This is a genomic window from Aureimonas sp. AU20 (assembly GCF_001442755.1).
Lineage (GTDB): Bacteria > Pseudomonadota > Alphaproteobacteria > Rhizobiales > Rhizobiaceae > Aureimonas.
This window is the reverse complement of record NZ_CP006367.1, coordinates 629,706-648,068: the sequence shown is the minus strand read 5'-3', so window position 1 is coordinate 648,068 and position 18,363 is coordinate 629,706. Positions and strand designations below refer to the sequence as shown.

Genomic DNA, 18,363 nt, shown 5'->3' with positions numbered 1-18,363 from the left:
GGTATGAATGGCTCTAGTCTTCCCCAGTCGGGCAGTTTGCCCGAGACTTCTCTAGGGAAGGCGGATTATCACCTATCTGTGTTCCCTCACAAAGAGAAGACCGCAAATGCCACAACAATCCGCGCTCGAGCAAAAGCTTTCGCAATTCGACGCCCGACTGGCGTTCGGATCGGAAGAGACGCTGCCCCAGTTCGAGGCCCTGACCCCGGCGGACTTCGCGGCGGACTTCGAGCGGGCCATCGCGCTGCACGCGGCGGAGGTCGAGGCCATCGCCGCCGACCCGGCCGAGCCGGACTTCGACAACACGATCCTGGCCATGGAGCGCGCCGGGCGCCCGCTGGGCCGCGTCGCCTCCTTGTTCTACGCCCTGGCCGGCGCCCACACGAACGACGAGCTGCAGGGCGTGGAGCGCGAAGTCTCGCCCAAGCTCTCGCGCCATTCCTCTCGCATCACGCTGAACGCCGACCTTTTCGCGCGCATCGACGCCGTGTTCGAGAAGCGCGCCGCGCTCGGCCTTTCGGGCGAGGCGCTGCGGCTTCTGGAGCGCACCCATGCCGGCTTCGTGCGCTCGGGCGCCAAGCTCGAAGGCGCGGCGCGCGAGCGCCTTGCGGACATCAACGCCCGGCTCGCCGAACTCGGCACCGCCTTTTCGCAAAACGTCCTGCACGACGAGCGCTCCTTCGCGCGCCCCGTGGACGAGGCGGATCTGTCGGGCCTGCCGGGCTTTCTCGTCTCCTCCATGCGGGATGCGGGCGAGGAGCGCGGCGCCGGCGGCCCCGTCGTCACCCTGTCGCGCTCGGTGATCGTGCCCTTCCTAACCTTCTGCCCCAACGCGGCGCTTCGCGAGGAACTGTTCTCGGCCTGGACGCGGCGCGGCGAGATGGACCCCGCCCACGACAACCGGCCGATCATAGCCGAGATGCTCAGCCTTCGCGCCGAGAAGGCCCGGCTTCTGGGCTTTGCGAGCTTCGCCCACTACAAGCTCGACGATACGATGGCCAAGACTCCGGGCCATGTCGAGGCACTGCTGACCCGCGTCTGGGACAAGGCACGGGAAGCCGCGCTGCAGGACGCCGAAACGTTGCGCGCCTTGGCGGCGGCGAGTGGCGACAACGCCCCCTTCACGGCGGCGGACTGGCGCTACTGGTCGGAGCGCCGCCGCCATGCCGAGTTCGCCATCGATGAAAGCGCTCTGAAGAGCTATTTCACGCTGGACCGGATGATCGACGCCGCGTTCGACGTGGCGAACCGGCTCTTCGGCCTCCGGTTCGAGCCGCTGCCCGGCCTGACCGCCTGGCACCCCGACGCCCGCGCCTGGCGCGTCTTGGATGCCGACGGCGCCCCGCGCGGGCTTTTCGTCGGCGATTATTTCGCCCGGTCCTCCAAGCGCTCGGGCGCCTGGATGAGCGCGCTGCGCTCCCAGCACGGAATCGACGGCGGCCAGCTGCCGGTGATCTACAATGTCTGCAACTTCGCCAAGCCCGCGCGCGGCGAGCCGGCGCTCCTGTCGGTGGACGACGCGCGCACGCTGTTCCACGAGTTCGGCCACGCCTTGCACGGGCTTCTGTCGGACGTGACCTATCCCTCGCTCGCCGGCACCGCCGTCTCGCGCGACTTCGTGGAACTGCCCTCGCAGCTCTTCGAGCATTGGCTGGACGTGCCCGCCATCTTGGAGCGCCACGCGCTCCATGCCGTGACGGGCGAGCCGCTGCCGGAGGCCGAGGCCGAGAAGCTGAAGGCCGCGCGCACTTACGACGCAGGCTTCAACACGGTGGAATACACGTCCTCGGCCCTGGTCGATCTCCTGTTCCACCAGGAGGGCGAGGTCCCAGCCGATCCGATGGCGCGCGAGCGCGAAATCTTGGACCGGCTCGGCATGCCGGCCGAGATGGTGATGCGCCATCGCTCGCCGCATTTCGCCCATGTCTTCTCGGGCGACGGCTATTCCGCCGGCTACTATTCCTACATGTGGTCCGAGGTCTTGGACGCCGACGCCTTCGAGGCCTTCGAGGAGGCGGGCGACCCGTTCCACCCCGAGACGGCGAAGCGCCTTCGCGACTTCGTCTATTCGGCGGGCAACAGCCGCGACCCCGCCGAGCTCTACGAGCGCTTCAGGGGCCGCCAGCCAGACCCCGACGCCATGATGCGCAAGCGGGGCTTTGCGGCCTGAGCGCTGAAAATTTGGTGTTTGCGAATCCAAAAGGGAGGGTCTTTGCGGACCCTCCCTTTCGCTTTTGCGAAAAATCCGTTATGAGACCGCCCAATGACCGCGAATTTCCCGGGCCGTTTCCCTTGAGACGTGCCCTCTCACGCGTTCCAACTCCTTTCGGTGACCCTTTATGAAGCTCCGCAACATCGCGATCATCGCGCACGTCGACCATGGCAAGACGACCCTGGTGGACAAGCTCCTCTCGCAGTCCGGCTCGTTCCGCGAGAACCAGCGCACCGAAGAGCGCGCGATGGACTCCAACGATCTGGAAAAGGAGCGCGGCATCACCATTCTCGCCAAGGCGACGTCGGTGGTGTGGAAGGACGTGCGGATCAACATCGTGGACACCCCGGGCCACGCCGATTTCGGCGGCGAGGTGGAGCGCATCCTGAACATGGTGGACGGCGCGGTGATCCTCGTCGACGCCTCGGAAGGCCCGATGCCGCAGACCAAGTTCGTGCTCGGCAAGGCGCTCAAGGTCGGTTTGAAGCCGATCGTCGCGATCAACAAGATCGACCGCCCGGACGAGCGCCATGAAGAGGTTCTGAACGAGATCTTCGATCTCTTCGTCAATCTCGACGCCACCGAAGAGCAGCTCGACTTCCCCGTCGTCTACGGCTCGGGCCGCGGCGGCTGGATGGCCGACGCGCCGGATGGCCCGCAGGACAAGGGCCTGGAGCCCCTGTTCGACCTTATCCTGAAGCATGTTCCCGAGCCGGACACCGCCGGCAAGGACGAGCCCTTCAAGATGATCGGCACGATCCTCGAGGCCAACCCCTTCCTCGGCCGTCTCATCACGGGCCGCATCCAGTCCGGCTCGATCAAGCCGAACCAGGCCGTCAAGGTTCTGAACGGCGAAGGCCAGCTTCTCGAAAGCGGCCGCATCTCCAAGATCCTCGCCTTCCGGGGCCTGGAGCGCACGCCGATCGACTACGCCGAGGCCGGCGACATCGTCGCCATCGCGGGCCTGCAGAAGGGCACCGTCGCCGACACGTTCTGCGACCCGCAGGTGAACGAGCCGCTCGTCGCGCAGCCGATCGACCCGCCGACCGTGACCATGAGCTTTATCGTCAACGATAGCCCGCTCGCGGGCACCGAGGGCGATAAGGTGACGAGCCGCGTGATCCGCGACCGTCTGTTCAAGGAGGCCGAGGGCAACGTCGCGCTCAAGATCGAAGAGTCCGAGGACAAGGACTCCTTCTTCGTGTCGGGCCGCGGCGAACTGCAGCTCGCCGTTCTGATCGAGACCATGCGCCGCGAAGGCTTCGAGCTCGGCGTGTCGCGTCCCCGCGTCGTCATGCAGAAGGACGAGGCGAGCGGCGAGACGCTGGAGCCGATCGAAGAGGTCGTGATCGACGTCGACGAGGAGCATTCGGGCGTCGTCGTTCAGAAGATGAGCGAGCGCAAGGGCGAGATGAAGGAGCTGCGCCCCTCGGGCGGCGGTCGCCAGCGTCTGGTCTTCCTGGCGCCGACGCGCGGCCTGATCGGCTACCAGTCGGAACTCCTGACCGACACGCGCGGCACGGCGATCATGAACCGCCTGTTCCACTCCTACGCCCCCTATAAGGGCGAGCTAGCCGGCCGCACCAACGGCGTTCTCATCGCCAACGCGGCGGGCGAGGCCGTGGCCTACGCCATGTTCAACCTGGAAGATCGCGGGCCCATGGTCATCGACCCGGGCGTCAAGGTCTATGCCGGCATGATCATCGGCATCCACCAGCGCGACAACGATCTTGAGGTCAACGTCCTCAAGGGCAAGCAGCTGACCAACATCCGCGCCGCCGGTAAGGACGAGGCGGTTCGCCTGACCACGCCGATCCGCATGACGCTCGACCGCGCCCTGTCCTGGATTCAGGACGACGAGCTGGTCGAGGTCACGCCCAAGAACATCCGCCTGCGCAAGCTCTATCTCGACCCGAACGAGCGCAAGCGCTTCGAGAAGAGCCGCAAGGTCGCCTGATCGGGCGCCATCGCAGGCTCCAGTCACGACATGTTGAAAGGGTGCGGCTTCGGCCGCGCCCTTTTTCGTTGGTGCGCTTTCTCGACCCGGCCCTCGGGCTTTCCTAAGCTTTGCCCGCCGCCGGGAGGGCGGCGCAAGCGGGAGGCATGCGAATGAACTGGACGCGGCGCGATCTTTCCAAATGGCTGGCGGTTGGCGGAGCGATGGGCGCGATGGGCTTCGGCTCGCTTAGACCGGCCCTCGCGGCGAAGCTCGAGGACGCCAGCATCCTGGCGGCGGCCTCCACGGGCGGCGGCTACGACACGCTGGCGCGCACCGCGCAGACCATCCTTCAGGACCGCGCAATCATCGACAATGTCGAGGTCGCCAACGTGCCCGGCGCGGGCGGCACGGTGGGCCTTGCCCAGTTCGTCAACGCCGCGCGCCGCGACCAGCTTCTGACCGCCGGCCTCGGCATGGTCGGCGCGGTCGCCATCAACAAGAGCCCGGTGACGCTCGCCGACGTGACGCCCGTCGCTCGGCTCCAGGGCGAGTATCAGCCGCTCGTGGTCGCCGCCGCCTCCCCGCTGAAGACGCTGGACGATCTCCTCGCCATGTACCGGGAGAATCCGGGCTCGGTTTCCTGGGGCGGCTTCGGGCTCGGCAGCCCCGATCATTTCGTCAGCGCCCTCGTCATCAAGGCGAGCGGCAACGACGTGTCGAAGATGAACTATATCGTGGTCGGTGCCGGCTCCGAGATGCTGCCGCTGGTGCTCACCAACCGCGTGACGGTGGCGACCGGCGGCTATGGCGAGTTCGCCGATCTCATCAAGACCGGGGCGCTGCGCGCGCTCGGCATCTCCTCGCCCCAGCGCCTGCCCGGCGTCGACATCCCGACCTTCCGCGAGCAGGGCGTGGCCACCGACCTCGTGAACTGGCGCGGCTTCATGGGCGCCCCGGGCCTTGCCGGCGCGGATCTCGCCGCCCTGGACGAGGCGATGGGCGAGATGGCCCGCAGCGACCAGTGGAACGAGGTCTGCCGCACGCGCGGCTGGGAAAATCTCTACATGAACGCGGCCGAGTTCAGCACCTTCCTCACCGCCGAGCAGGCCCGGATCGGGGCGCTCCTCCAGGAGCTCGGCCTCGCCACCTGAGGCGCCAAGCCGTCGACACGTCTTGATGGCGCGGGCCGGCGCGGTAGATCAGGCCTCGCGCCGTCAGGACGGGGAGAGCGGACATGCGGGCTGTAGGCTACCGGGCATCGCCGCCCGACGCGGGCGTGGAGCATCTGACGGATCTCGACCTGCCCCGCCCCACCCCTTCGGGGCGTGACCTTCTGGTGCGGGTCGAGGCGGTGTCGATCAATCCGGTGGACACCAAGCAGCGCGGGCCGCTGGCCGACCCCGCGCGCTTCCCCCGCGTCCTCGGCTTCGACGCCAGCGGCGTGGTGGAAGCGGCGGGCGACGACGCGACGCTGTTTCGCCCCGGAGACGCGGTGTTTTACGCCGGGGCGGTGGACCGGCCCGGTTCGAACGCCGAGTTCCAGCTGGTGGACGAGCGCATCGTGGCGCGCAAGCCGGACCGGCTCGACTTCACCGAGGCCGCCGCCCTGCCGCTGACGGCCATCACCGCCTGGGAAACCCTGTTCGACCGCTTCCGCATCCAGCCCGACGAGACCGAGCGCGGCACGCTGCTGGTGATCGGCGCGGCAGGCGGTGTCGGCTCGATCGCCACCCAGCTGGCCCGCCAGCTGACGGCGCTGACGGTGATCGGCACGGCCTCGCGGCCGGAAACACGCGAGTTCGCGCTGCGCAACGGCTGCCACCATGTGATCGACCATTCCAGCCCCATGGCGCCGCAGCTCGCCGCCCTCGGCTTCAAGCCGGTGGACTATGTCTTCGCTTTGACCCACACGCCCCAGCACATGGCCGATATCGGCGCGCTGATCCGCCCCTTCGGGGACTTGTGCGTGATCGACAGCGCGGCGCTCGATCTCGCGCCCATCCGGCAGAAGTCGGTGTCGCTGCATTTCGAATACATGTTCACCCGCCCGGTCTTCCAGACCGCCGACATGATCGAGCAGCACCGACTCCTGTCGGAGATCTCGCGCCTCGTCGACGCGGGCCGGCTCCACTCCACCCGGACGCAGACCCTTTCGCCGATCTCGGCCGAGACGGTGCGTGAGGGTCACCGCATCAGCGAACGCGGCGCCAGCCTCGGCAAGCTGGTGATCGCCGGCTGGCCGGCGGCCTGAGCCCGGATTCCCGGGAAGACTCGAACATCTTGCATTTGTGCCCCATTCCCGGCGAGGCGATCCCGCTTCGCCGGGGATGAGGGCTTTGGGAGACAAGGGAATGGGATTTCTCAGCGGCCTTCTCGGCCTTGCCAGCGACCTCGACGTCGGCGCGCTCGCGGCGGAACTCGAACCCGTCCTCTTGCCCCACGAGGGGATCGAGATCGCCTTCCAGCTGGTGCGCGACCAGATCGTCTTCACCGACCGCCGCGTCATCCTGATCGACAAGCAGGGCATGACCGGACGCAAGCGACAGTACCACTCCATCCCCTATCGCGCCGTCACCATGTTCTCGGTGGAGACCGCCGGCTCCTTCGACACGGACGCCGAACTGCGGATCTGGGTCTCCGGCCAGCCGCAGCCCTTCCTTCAGAACCTGTCGCGCGGCGCCAATCTGAGCGGCATCCAGAAGGCCCTGGCCGGCGGCGTCCTCGGCCGCTAGGCGCCTGCGCTGCGGACTTGCTACGCTTGGGCCGGCCCGGATGGCGCGGCCCCGTGCTGTCGTTCGGCCGGGCTCGAACACCGATTCGCGATCACGCGCTTTTCGCCCCCGTCAAGACGTTGCCGCCACGCCTGCGAGGGGGTACGACCCGTGCCAATGACACATGCCCCTGCCGAATCACCGCGTGATTTTTACACTCGCGTTGGATCGGAAGTCGTCCAACATGGTTAACCGGCCATGAAGACGATCGCCGCAGAGATCCGACTGGCCGAAGCCCGCGATGCGGTGGGTTTGAGCCGCGTGCACGAAGCGTCCTGGCGGGGCGCCTATGCCGGTCTTATCCCGCATCGAACGCTGACGCGCATGATCGAGCGGCGCAACGCCGCCTGGTGGGAAAGCGCGATCGCGAACCAGGCGACGATCCTCGTCCTTCAATATGGCGGCGAAATGGGCGGCTACGCCACGCTGGGACGCAACCGCACCCGCGCGCTCGGCGTCGAGGGCGAGGTCTACGAGCTCTATCTGCGCCCCGAGTTCCAAGGCATCGGCTTCGGCCAACGCCTGTTTTCCGCCGCGCGCATGCTGATCCGCTCGCGCGGATTGAACGGCACGGCGGTCTGGGCGCTGGAGGACAATCCCGGCGCGGTGCATTTCTACGAGGCCGCGGGGGGCATCGACGTTGCGACCGGCACCGAGACATTTGAAGGGGTGACGCTGCGCAAGCTGGCCTTCACCTTTCCCTGACTCCCGCGGCGCATAGGGCTCCGATCCACCGTCGATTGTCACCACAAGTTTTAACCCTTCGTCAGGGAATTTGAGCCGTCCAATTGCCTCGGAGGCCGCAAGCGGGTTAGACACGCCCGACGATTTCGAGGAGACCTCCCATGCGCATCGACGCCATCGCCCGGGGCAAGAATCCGCCCGAGGACATCAACGTCATCATCGAGGTGCCCGTCGGCGGCCACCCGATCAAGTACGAGATGGACAAGGAATCCGGCGCGCTCTTCGTGGACCGCTTCTTGTACACGCCGATGACCTATCCCGGGAACTACGGCTTCGTTCCGCACACGCTGTCGGACGACGGCGATCCGATCGACGTCCTGGTCTGCTCGACGCGCCCGCTCTTCCCCGGCTGCGTCATCAATTGCCGCCCGATCGGCGTCCTCAAGATGGAGGACAACAGCGGCGTGGACGAGAAGGTCATCGCCGTCCCCTCGCCGGCCCTGACGCAGCGCTACATCAAGGTCGAGGAATACACCGACCTGCCCGAGATCACGACCAAGCAGATCGAGCATTTCTTCGAGCACTACAAGGATCTGGAGCCCGGCAAGTGGGTGAAGATCGGCGGCTGGGGCGATGCCGCCGAGGCGCGTAGGCTGATCCTCGAGGCCGTCGTTCGCTACGACGAAGCCTCCGAGAAGGAAAAGAACAAGACGCCGGTCGGCCAGGAAAACGCCTGACACCACGGCTTGCGGTCCTCGTGGCCGGACGAATGAGAGGCGTGGGTTCCGCGAGGGACCCGCGCCTTTTTGTTTGGGCTGGGGTATTTTCAGGTGAAGCGGATCGGCTTCGCCTGGGGTGACGCAGCGAAATCATAAACTTGATGAAGCCGGAAATGCCGGCCCCTATCGCTGGCCGACCCAGGCCAGCCCCGCGCGCTGGAGAGCGGCGCCGGCGCGCTCGCCCAGGAATGTCGGCCGGTCGACCCCGCAGCGGAATGCCGCCGCGCGCCCGTCCGCCACAGCGTCGGCTTCCGCGTTCTCGCCCCCTGCGATGCCGGCCAGAATGGCGACGAGGCAACCCGGCGCTTCGCCGCTCGGCGCCTTGACCACCACGAGGAGAACCTCGCCCGGCGCGCCCGGCAGCGCGTAGCGCAGGATCGCGGCGAGCGGGCGGGAGCCGAGCATGCGCCAGCGGGCGGTGGAGCCGAGCGCCATGGGCTCGGGCGGTGGTGAAATGAAACCGTCGGGCGACCCCAGCGACACGCTTCGCCGCTCGGGCGGCCCTTTCAGGAAGAGATCGACGCCCGGCAGCGCGGCGCAGCGCAGCACCTCGCCCTCGCCCTCGCCCGAAGAGACGCAGAGGCTGGGAATGACGGGGCTTGCCGCCCCGGTCGGCTCGGCGCGCGCTTGGGACGGCGGGGGCAGTGCGTCAGGCGATCCCAGCAGGGCGGAAGCAAGGGTGAGCGCGAAGAGCATGGCCGAGGCTAGTCTCGTCGCCCGCAAAGCGCACGCGCTTTTCGCGCCCCTTGGAGCCAGAGGCGAGCGAGAGCGTGGATTTGGGCACGCCCAGCGCCTCGGCCAGAAGACGGATCAGGGCCTCGTTGGCGAGACCCTTTTCCGGCACGGCGCGGACCCGCGCCTCGATCCGCCAGCCGTCGGGCGACAGCTCGATCCCGTCCACCCGGTCGCTCGACGCACGAGGCGTCAGGCGCACGGACAGGAGCATCAGATGCCGGCGCGGTAGATCGCGGGCACGACATAAAGATAGATGATCTGCTGCAGGAAGAAGATCGCGATCAGCACGACGAGCGGCGAAAGATCGAGCCCGCCGAGATTGGGCAGAATGCGGCGGATCGGCCGGTAGAGCGGCTCCGTCAAACGATAGAGCGTATCGCTGACCGTGCGCACGAAATTGTTGCGATAGTCCAGAATGTTGAAGGCGAGCAGCCATGACAGGATCGCCGAGACGATGATGATCCACCAGAGAATGTTGAGGACCAGGAGGACGACTTGAACGACGGCGAGCATGGGGAGCCTTTGGATGGTGGACCACTGTGCTATCGCACAATCGGCCAGGGAGATGGGGATTTCCCTAACGTTTGGCACCCCCATGCCGCTGATTTGACGAGTGCGCGCCGCGTAGACCCAAATCGAGACCGCCCGCTTGACAGCCACCCCGCCGCCGATCTAAATGCCGCTCACCGGTGGACGGGGCTGTAGCTCAGTTGGGAGAGCGCGTCGTTCGCAATGACGAGGTCAGCGGTTCGATCCCGCTCAGCTCCACCAATCACCGGCGTTTTCTGTAAAACTTCGATTGGTTTTATCGAGCCTTCGCGCGCTTGCCCGGCTATTGGTCGCGAGCGATCCGCGCCAGACGTTGCGGCCTTCGCTCGGCCGTGGTCGCTGAATCGCGGCCTCAAGCACCCGAGACCGTGTTTCGCTTTCGCCAAGCTCTCTCTGTTGCTTGGAACTCGCGATAAGAATCGAGAAAACGGCCGATCGCGTCGTTTGCGCTCTCGCTTCGCCGCAGAGGCCAAGCGCAGTTGCGGTTGTCGACCGCACCTATTTCCATCGCGAGCCGCAAAACCCTCGACCATCGGCAAGTCGCAGATTGTGCCTCGGCCATCATAGCGAGCACGCAAAGCCTGTACGTCGTCACCGCCATTGGTCGCTCATGGCCAGATGAACCCCGCGCCGCAGCTCGGCTTCACGCTTGGCAACCACACGTGGTCTCCATGTGATGTGCCGACTCGAAAGGCTGGGAAGAGGACGCGGAAACATCGGCCAGTTGCCTTGCTGGCGCAGGGGGAGGCATCGCCCCAGCGGCCGCAGCCTCAGCCTGTTGGACTCCAGTCGCGAAAAGCCCGGCGCGAGAGATGTCTCGCGCCGGGCTTTTTCCTGTCGATTGATTTGAGGCAGCCTTGGCTCAGCGGCTCATGCGCTCGAAGCCTTCGTCGCCGCCCAGATCCAGCGAGAAGCCGCCCTTGCCCGCGCCCGCTGGCGCCGGCCGCGCCAGAGCGCTGGCCGCCTGGGCCTGCAAGCTGTGAACGGGGTTCTCGCCCGCGCCGGTCTCGAACAGGTCCTGGTCCGTTTCCGCGCTCACCGCCACCGGGGTCTTGCCCAGCACCCGCGTGGTCTTGGGCGCGTTTGGCTTGGCAGACGTCGGGGCGGACTTCGGGGCCGCCTTGCCCGCTGCCGGGGCCGAGGCTGGCTTGGCCGCGCCGCCCTCGCCGCGCGTCTTCTGCCGTTCCGCCTGCCGGTTCGTCGCCTCGATCTCCACCGCCTCGTCCTGCAGCAGGCGCTCGCGCTCGGCGTCGGTCATGCGGAAGTAGCCCGCCCGCTCCTCCAGCCGGCCCGCCTCGGTCGACAGCTGGTCGGCGGTGGCCGCCATCTCGTTGGCCGCCCCGGCGTTCGACTGCGTCACCTGATCCAGCTGCCCGATCGCCTGGTTGATCTGCTCGATGCCGATCGACTGCTCCCGGCACGCCGCCGAAATCTCCGACACCAGCTCCGCCGTCTTGCGAATGTCCGGAACCAACCGCTCCAACCGCGCCCCGGCATCTTCCGCCACGACCAGCGTGCGGGACGAGAGTTCGCCGATCTCGGCCGCCGCCGTCTGGCTGCGCTCGGCGAGCTTGCGCACCTCCGAGGCCACCACCGCGAACCCCTTGCCGTGCTGGCCGGCACGAGCCGCCTCGATCGCGGCGTTGAGGGCCAGGAGGTCGGTCTGACGGGCGATCTCCTGCACCACGGCGATCTTCTCGGCGATGGCGCGCATGGCCTCGGTGGACTGCGCCACCGCTGCGCCCGTGGTGCCGGCATGCTCGGCGGCCTGGGCGGCGATCTTCTCGGTGGTGGAGGCGTTGTCGGCGTTCTGGCGGATGTTGGCGGTCATCTCCTCGATCGCGGCGGACGCCTGCTCGGAGGCGGCGGCCTGCTCGGTGGAGCCGGACGACAGGCGGTCGGCGGTTTCGGCCGAGCGGGCCGAGCCGGCGGCCACCAGCGAGGAGGAGGCGCGCACGCCCGAGACGATCTCGGAGAGCTTGGTGGTCATGTCGCTCATGGCGCGCTGCAGCTCGGCGATCTCGTCCGAGCCCTTGGCCCGGATCGTGTGCGTCAAGTCACCCGAGCCGATCTGGCGGGCGAGATCGACCGAGCGCTTCAGGCCGCGAGAGATCGACAGGCCAAGCCAGGTCGCCACGACGAGACCCAGCACCACCGCGCCGGCGACCAGCGCCAACATCTGCATCAAGGCGAGGCGGGAGTTGGCATCGGTCTGCGCTGCGAGCGCGTCCGTGCGCTTCTTCTCGCGGCCGAGCTGCGTCTTCAGTTGGTTGATCATCGAGGCCATGCTCGGCTGCATGCCGCCGCCCATCAGGGAGCGGGCGTTTGCCGCCGCGTCCGCCTGCCCGGCCGGGTCGGCGCGCGCCGTGCGCAGGAGGTCCATGACCTGCCGGGACATGCCGAGATAAGTCTCCACCGCGCCTTTGAGCGAATCCACGGAGGGAAGTTCGGTCTTGGGCGCGGCGGCGCGATACTCGGCCAGCATGTCCAGGGTGGACTTGCCGCGCTCGGCGACCGAGGACTCCATGTCCTTGAAGACGCCGTCGTTATCGACCGAGTCCATCGTGTTGAGAAGACGGCCGATGTCGGACACATAGGCGCGAACGGTCATGAGCCGCTCGTTCTGCTGCATCGGGCCGGACCGCAGCTCTTCCAGGCGCGCACTGGCGGCCGTCAGATTATAGGCGCCCACGGCTCCCAGCGCCAAGCTCATCCCCACCGTCAGCGCAAAGGCGCCCGCCAGCTTCGTCCGGATCGAAAGTCTCATCGGCCTGCAGTCTCCCCTCTGTTGGGCCCATGAAGTCCCAAGAAGACTGCCAATCGGTGAAGCCCGGGCGAGACCTCGGAACGCGGTGAATGCTTCCTTATGTCGCGCTGGGCTTGACTCATTGCCAAATTGCTCGGGCGACAACCAGTGCAGGAAGTTGGCGTAGAACCACAGATTCAAGGCTAATCGATTCAACCCGGACGGGCTCAGCCTTGGCCACGTTTCCGAATCGAGTCGGTCCGCCGGAGCCTCCTCGCCTTCGGCGTTTCCCTCTTCGTTCGATATTGCGTCGGCGCCGAATCGAACGGGCCATCGAGACTTGACGCCGACTGTGAGCTTATGAGCTTGTGCCGCAGCCGCGTCCGCCTTTCGGGCGAGCGCGGTCGCGCCCGAGAACACCCCGTCGTCTTCCCTCCCGGAAGCCGGCGCCCTTCGCCCGCGCTGTCGGACCCTCATTTTCTTCGAAAGGCGGCCGCTCCGATGAAGCCCGCGCCCCGACCCCGGCAAGAGCCCCCAAGGGCGCGCGGGAGGTCGGCCAAACCGCCGGGCCGAAACGCGAGAGAACGGGCCGGAATCCGCTGATGCAGAGCGACGAGACCCTTTCTCCCGATCCGGCCGAAGCGCCGGTCCACGCGCCGGTCGAGGATCGCTTCGCCGCCTTTCGCAACCGCCGGTTTCTTCGATACTGGCTGGCCCGCTTCTTTGCCGCCTTCGCGGTGCAGATCGTCTCCGTGTCGGTGACGTGGCAGATCTACGCGCTGACGCGCGATCCGTTCGACCTCGGCCTCGTCGGCCTGTGCCAGTTCCTGCCCGCGCTGGCGCTGGTTCTCGTCACCGGGCCGGTGGCGGACCGCTATTCACGGCGCTGGATCATGGGCCTGTCGATCCTGGGCGAGGCTTGCGGGGCGGCCGTGCTGCTCGGCCTCACGCTGACGGGTCTCGTCTCGCCCCTGCCGGTCTTCGCCATTCTCGTGGTCTTCGGCATCGCCCGCGCCTTTTTCGGCCCCGCCGCCTCCTCGCTCGTGGTCAATCTCGTGAGCCGGGACGAGCTGGCCAACGCGGTGGCTTGGAATTCCTCCTCTTGGCAGATCGCCTCGATCGTCGGCCCGGTCGCCGGCGGCCTTCTCTACGGCCTGTCGCCGAGCGGCGCATACGGCACGGCGCTGGTTCTGTTTCTGGTCGGCTCGGGTCTCGTCCTGTCGATCCCCGCACCCGCGCAGCATGTGTCGGGCGAGCCGGCCAATCTTCGCACCGTGGTCGCCGGCTTCCGCTTCATCTTCCGGGAAAAGGTCGTGCTCGGCGCGATCTCGCTCGATCTCTTCGCCGTGCTGCTCGGCGGGGCGGTGGCGTTGATGCCGGTCTTCGCCCATGACGTGCTCGCCGTCGGCCCCTGGGGCGCGGGGCTTCTGCGCGCCGCGCCGGGCGTCGGCGCGATCGCCACCGCCGCCTGGCTCGCCGCCCATCCCGTGCGCGACCGCGCCGGGCATGTGATGTTCCTGTTCGTCGCCCTGTTCGGCGTCTTCACCGTCCTGTTCGGCCTTTCCGTCACGCCCTGGCTGTCGGTGGTCGCGCTGGCGCTGATGGGCGCGGCCGACATGATCTCGGTCTATATCCGCGAAACGCTGCTTCAGCTCTGGACGCCGGACGAGGTGCGCGGACGCGTCAACGCGGTGAACGGCATCTTCGTCGGCGCCTCCAACGAACTCGGCGAGTTCCGTGCCGGGCTCATGGCGGCCTGGCTCGGGGCCGTGCCGGCGGTGGTCATCGGCGGTTTGGCGACGGTCGCCGTCGCCGCCGTCTGGTCCGCCGCCTTCCCGCAGCTGCGGCAGGCGCGCAGCCTCGCGGCGCGCGAATAGGCGCAGGCGAAGTCGGGCAGGAGTTTGTCTCGGCGAGGCGGGTCGGACGCGGGGTGGCCGGGACGCCTCGCCCGCTTCCAAAATGGTGCGGCGCAATAGATAGGTGCGACAGGATCGGCTAGGGAGTCTGGACACGTTCCAAAGACGCTTCCTTTCACCCGATGCCGCCGGGGACCCTTCCCCTCGGCGGCGCACCGAACGAACCGGATATGTTGACCCTTCTCGCCTATGCGATGATCGCGGTGTTCATGACCGCGGTCATGAGCAATCGCCTGTCCGCGCTGATCGCGCTCATTCTCATTCCCATGCTCTTCGCCCTGATCGGCGGTTTCGGGCCGGAGATTCCGACCATGGTGGTGGACGGGCTGCGCCGCATCGCGCCGACCGCCGCGCTCCTGCTCTTCGCCATTCTCTATTTCGGGCTGATGATCGATGTCGGCCTGTTCGATCCGCTGGTGCGGCTCGTGGTGCGCATCTGCCACGGCGATCCGCTCCGGGTCATTGTCGGCTCGGCGCTGCTCGCCATGGTGGTTTCGCTCGATGGCGACGGCTCCACCACGTTCCTGATCTGCGTCACCGCCATGATGCCGCTGCATCGCAGTCTCGGCATCAATCCGCTGATCCTGCCGGCGGTGACGATCCTGCCCAACGCGATCATCAACATCGCCCCCTGGGGCGGGCCGACGGCGCGCGTCATGGCCTCGCTGCATCTGGAGCCGAGCCAGGTCTTCGTGCCGCTGATCCCGGCCATCGTGCTCGCCTGCTGCGGCGCGGTGATGATCGCCTTCTATTTCGGCCTCAAGGAGCGCCGCCGCCTCGCCGGGGCCGGCGGCATGGCGGTCTCGGACGAGCAGACGCCGATGAGCCAGATTCTTGCCGCGCGCCGCGCCGTGGTGAGCCGACCGCTCTGGCTCCAGCTCTTCAACCTGGGGCTGACCGCCGCGCTTCTCGTGCTTCTGGTGGCCGACATCCTGCCGCTGGCGCTGGTGTTCATGATCGCCTTCGCGATCGGCATCACCGTGAACTTCCCGCGCATCCGCGACCAGCGCGAGCGCATCGAGGCCCATGCCGGCAGCGCCCTGTCGGTGGTGGCCGTGATCTTCGGCGCCGGCGTCTTCACCGGCATCCTGCAGGGCACGGGCATGACCGACGCGCTCGCCAAGAGCGTGATCTATCTCATCCCCGAATCGGCGGGCACCTATATCCCGTTGATCACGGCGGTGGTGAGCGGGCCCTTCACCTTCTTCCTGTCGAACGATGCCTTCTATTTCGGCGTGGTTCCGGTTCTGGCGGAAGCGGCGCGGGCCTATGGCATTCCGGCCGACGTCATCGCCCGCGCCTCGCTGGTCGGCCAGCCCATGCACATGCTGAGCCCGCTCGTGCCGGCGCTCTACGTGCTGACCAACCTTTCGGAGGTTGAGACCGGCTCCCTGCAGCGCTTCGCCCTGCCCTTCGCCGCCCTCCTCGCCGGCTTCATGCTGGTGGGCGCCGTGCTGACGGGCGCCGTGCCGCTCGGCTGAGTCTCGGCTTCAGGGCGCCAGAAACCGAAAAAGGCCGGAGCGGCATCCCCGCTCCGGCCTTTTTCATGATGGGCTCGCCTGTCTCAGTCGCGTGTCAGTGGACGGCCTCGCCGAGTTCCTGCGCCTCGTGCTCCTCCTGGCGCTCATGCGCCTCCGCCTCGCTCACCGCATGGGCGGCGACGCCGGGGCCGGGCGCGAAGGCGCGGTTCCAGGCGTCGAGCGAAGCGATCTTGTAGGCCTCGGCGAGGGTCGGGTAGTTGAACGTGTTGTCCATGAAATAGTCGATCGTCCCCTTCAGGTTGAGGACGGCCTGACCGATATGGATCAGCTCGGTCGCGCCCTCGCCCACGATGTGGACGCCGAGCAGCCGGCGCGTCTTCTTGGAGAAGATCATCTTCATCATGCCCCGGTCGAGGCCCATGATGTGGCCGCGCGAGGTTTCGCGGAAGCGCGCGATGCCGCATTCGTAGGGAATGCCGCGCTTGCGCACCTCTTCCTCGCTCATGCCGACCGTCGAGATTTCCGGCACGGAATAGATGCCATAGGGAAAGAACTCGGGCGCCGGGGGCGGCTCCAGGCCGAAGGCGTGGCAGGCGGCCAGACGCCCCTGCTCCATCGAGGTCGAGGCGAGCGAGGGAAAGCCGATCACGTCGCCGGCGGCGTAGATATGCGGCACGGCGGTCTGCAGCGTCTTCTCGTTCACCGCGATGCGCCCACGCCGGTCCACCTCCAGCCCGGCCGCGGCCAGGTTCAGATCGTCCGTCGCGCCCATGCGGCCGGCGGCGAAGAGCAGCATGTCGCTCGTCACGTCGCGGCCCGTGGCGATGCGGCAGACCGGGCGTCCGGCGCCGTCGAACTCGATCTTCGTCACCTCGGCGCCCAGGCGCAGCGACACGTTGCGGTCGCGCAGGTCGTGGACGAAATCCTCCATCAGCTCCTTATCGACGAAGTCGAGGAAGGTGGCGCGCGGCTCGACCAGCGTCACCTGCACCTCTAGCGCGGAGAAGATCGTGGCATATTCGACGCCGATGACGCCGGCGCCGATCACCGTCATGGAGCGCGGCAGCTTGGGCACCGCGACGATCTCGTCGGAATCGAAGACATTGGTGCCGTTGAAGGGCACGTAGTCCGGCCGGAAGGGCTTGGTGCCGACCGCAATCAGAATGAAATGGGCGGAGACGACACGCTCGTCCTCGCCCTCGCTGCGGATCACCAGTTCGTGCGCCGAGCGAAACGACGCTTCGCCGCGCATGACCTTCACGCCGTTGCGGGCGAACTGGTGGTCGAGTACGTCGACCTCGTGCTCCAGCGTCTTCTCCATGCGCGCGCGGATGTCGGCGGCGGAAATGTCCTGCTTCACCCGGTAGGCCCGACCGTAAAAGCCGCGCTCGCGCCAGCCCGAAAGATTGAGCACGGTCTCGCGCATGGTCTTGGACGGGATGGTGCCGGTGTGGACGGACACGCCGCCGACCCGGCGGTTGCGCTCCACCACGAGCACGGAGCGCCCGAGCTTGGCCGCCTGCACGGCCGCCCGGCGACCCGAAGGGCCGCTTCCGATCACGATGAGGTCGTAGGTCGACATGAAGCCTCGCATTCTGCTCAAAAAGCGGCCGCGTGCGCGCCGGCCGGCCTGGTCCGCATTCTCTCAAGTCCCTTCATACACCCGCTTGTGCAAAGCACGCGTAAAGGCCGGCCCGGGCGCTTGGCGTCGGACGCCGAGGCGCTGGCCCTTCTCGCGATGATGGCCGTCTGCGCCCGAGCGCCGTGTGAAGGCTCTAGCAGCTTCACTGCTCCCGAACGCACCCGATCCGCTCGCCGCAAGCCGTCCGATGGAAAGCCCCTGCGTGGGGGAACTGGGAGGCCGTGGGGTGCGACGATCGATCCCGCTTCACCGCCGCCAAGCCTTGCCGAGGGTCCGTGACAGGCTTTAAGCCATGGCTCGGCGCACGCGGCTTCGCTGAGAGCCCGTCGCCCGGCAGCACAAGCGGAAACGCCATGTCCAAGAGCACCCCGGCCACTTTGGCCCTGACCCGAGCGGGCGTCGCCTTCGCCCTCGTGACCTATGACTACGACCCCGATGCCGAACGGGTGGGGCTGCAGGCCGCCGAGGCCATCGGCGCGCCGCCCTCGCAGGTGTTCAAGACGTTGATGGCGGAGCTCGACGGCAAGCCGGTCTGCGTCATCGTGCCCTCCGACGAGGAGGTGAACATGAAGAAGCTCGCGTCGGCTTTGGGCGGCAAGGCGGCGCATATGATGAAGCCGACCGAGGCCGAGCGCCTGACCGGCTACAAGGTCGGCGGCATCAGCCCTCTGGGTCAGCGCAAGCCCGTTCCGACCATTCTCGACGAGTTGGCGGTGCTCCATGACGAGATCTATCTGAACGGCGGCCAGCGCGGCCTCCAGATCCGCCTCCGCCCCGCCGACCTGATGGCGGCGCTGGGCTGCGCGATGGCCGATCTGGTCCGCTGACGGCCCGGGCCGAGCCGGCCCCGCCCTCCAAAGCCTGCCCACCGAAGCGAACAGCCCCGCCGCGAAATAGGCGGCAGGCGCC

15 protein-coding genes and 1 tRNA gene are annotated in these 18,363 nt (G+C 67.5%); 11 read left to right on the top strand and 5 right to left on the bottom strand.

All coding sequences use genetic code 11. The annotated features are described in order from the left end of the window. Positions 1–106: 106 nt before the first annotated feature. The 7 genes from M673_RS02905 to ppa all read left to right on the top strand — a co-directional run bounded on the left by M673_RS02905 (position 107) and on the right by ppa (position 8,343). On the top strand, positions 107–2,170 hold the full coding sequence (locus M673_RS02905; protein WP_061973440.1) for a M3 family metallopeptidase: 2,064 nt from the start codon (positions 107–109) through the stop codon (positions 2,168–2,170). 169 nt (positions 2,171–2,339) lie between these two features. Further along, on the top strand, positions 2,340–4,169 hold the full coding sequence (typA, locus tag M673_RS02900; protein WP_061973439.1) for a translational GTPase TypA: 1,830 nt from the start codon (positions 2,340–2,342) through the stop codon (positions 4,167–4,169). Positions 4,170–4,321: 152 nt separating this feature from the next. Then, a complete protein-coding gene (locus tag M673_RS02895; protein WP_061973437.1) occupies positions 4,322–5,302 on the top strand; it encodes a tripartite tricarboxylate transporter substrate binding protein in 981 nt (326 codons plus the stop codon). Between the two features lie 83 nt (positions 5,303–5,385). After that, on the top strand, positions 5,386–6,402 hold the full coding sequence (locus tag M673_RS02890; RefSeq protein ID WP_061973436.1) for a zinc-binding alcohol dehydrogenase family protein: 1,017 nt from the start codon (positions 5,386–5,388) through the stop codon (positions 6,400–6,402). A 100-nt stretch (positions 6,403–6,502) separates the two neighbouring features. After that, complete coding sequence (locus tag M673_RS02885) at positions 6,503–6,883, top strand: PH domain-containing protein (RefSeq protein WP_061973434.1); 381 nt, start codon at positions 6,503–6,505, stop codon at positions 6,881–6,883. A gap of 237 nt (positions 6,884–7,120) precedes the next feature. Then, positions 7,121–7,627 carry a GNAT family N-acetyltransferase gene (locus M673_RS02880; RefSeq protein WP_061973431.1) on the top strand — a complete coding sequence of 169 codons (507 nt, stop codon included), beginning with the start codon at positions 7,121–7,123 and terminating at the stop codon, positions 7,625–7,627. A 140-nt stretch (positions 7,628–7,767) separates the two neighbouring features. Then, the gene (gene ppa, locus M673_RS02875) at positions 7,768–8,343 is read left to right on the top strand and encodes an inorganic diphosphatase (RefSeq protein ID WP_061973429.1); all 576 of its coding nucleotides are present in this window, start codon (positions 7,768–7,770) and stop codon (positions 8,341–8,343) included. Positions 8,344–8,508: 165 nt separating this feature from the next. Here ppa and M673_RS02870 read toward each other — a convergent pair whose 3' ends face one another. The 3 genes from M673_RS02870 to M673_RS02860 are packed head-to-tail and all read right to left on the bottom strand — an operon-like array spanning position 8,509 to position 9,633. Beyond that, positions 8,509–9,081: a hypothetical protein gene (locus M673_RS02870; RefSeq protein WP_061973428.1), complete on the bottom strand. Its 573-nt coding sequence runs from the start codon at positions 9,079–9,081 to the stop codon at positions 8,509–8,511. Then, entirely contained in the window at positions 9,035–9,331 is a 297-nt protein-coding gene (locus M673_RS02865; RefSeq protein WP_061973427.1) for a DUF167 family protein, read from the bottom strand. The genes M673_RS02870 and M673_RS02865 overlap by 47 nt, the downstream gene beginning before the upstream one ends. After that, positions 9,331–9,633 (bottom strand): YggT family protein, encoded by a 303-nt coding sequence (locus M673_RS02860; RefSeq protein WP_061973425.1) that lies wholly within the window; start codon positions 9,631–9,633, stop codon positions 9,331–9,333. The genes M673_RS02865 and M673_RS02860 overlap by 1 nt, the downstream gene beginning before the upstream one ends. A gap of 182 nt (positions 9,634–9,815) precedes the next feature. Between M673_RS02860 and M673_RS02855 the strand changes: the two genes are divergently transcribed. Beyond that, a tRNA-Ala gene (locus tag M673_RS02855) sits at positions 9,816–9,891 on the top strand. A gap of 640 nt (positions 9,892–10,531) precedes the next feature. On the opposite strand, the gene M673_RS25080 is transcribed toward M673_RS02855, so the two are convergent. Further along, positions 10,532–12,436: a methyl-accepting chemotaxis protein gene (locus tag M673_RS25080; protein WP_061973423.1), complete on the bottom strand. Its 1,905-nt coding sequence runs from the start codon at positions 12,434–12,436 to the stop codon at positions 10,532–10,534. A 581-nt stretch (positions 12,437–13,017) separates the two neighbouring features. Here M673_RS25080 and M673_RS02845 point away from each other — a divergent pair. After that, positions 13,018–14,292, top strand: coding sequence for an MFS transporter (locus tag M673_RS02845; protein ID WP_061973422.1), 1,275 nt, complete (start codon positions 13,018–13,020; stop codon positions 14,290–14,292). A gap of 209 nt (positions 14,293–14,501) precedes the next feature. Next, on the top strand, positions 14,502–15,812 hold the full coding sequence (locus tag M673_RS02840) for a CitMHS family transporter (RefSeq protein WP_061973420.1): 1,311 nt from the start codon (positions 14,502–14,504) through the stop codon (positions 15,810–15,812). 94 nt (positions 15,813–15,906) lie between these two features. On the opposite strand, the gene sthA is transcribed toward M673_RS02840, so the two are convergent. Further along, the gene (gene sthA / locus M673_RS02835; protein ID WP_244493264.1) at positions 15,907–17,394 is read right to left on the bottom strand and encodes a Si-specific NAD(P)(+) transhydrogenase; all 1,488 of its coding nucleotides are present in this window, start codon (positions 17,392–17,394) and stop codon (positions 15,907–15,909) included. Positions 17,395–17,807: 413 nt separating this feature from the next. Here sthA and ybaK point away from each other — a divergent pair, with 413 nt between their 5' ends. Further along, the gene (gene ybaK / locus M673_RS02830) at positions 17,808–18,281 is read left to right on the top strand and encodes a Cys-tRNA(Pro) deacylase (protein ID WP_061973419.1); all 474 of its coding nucleotides are present in this window, start codon (positions 17,808–17,810) and stop codon (positions 18,279–18,281) included. The last annotated feature ends 82 nt before the right edge of the window (positions 18,282–18,363 follow it).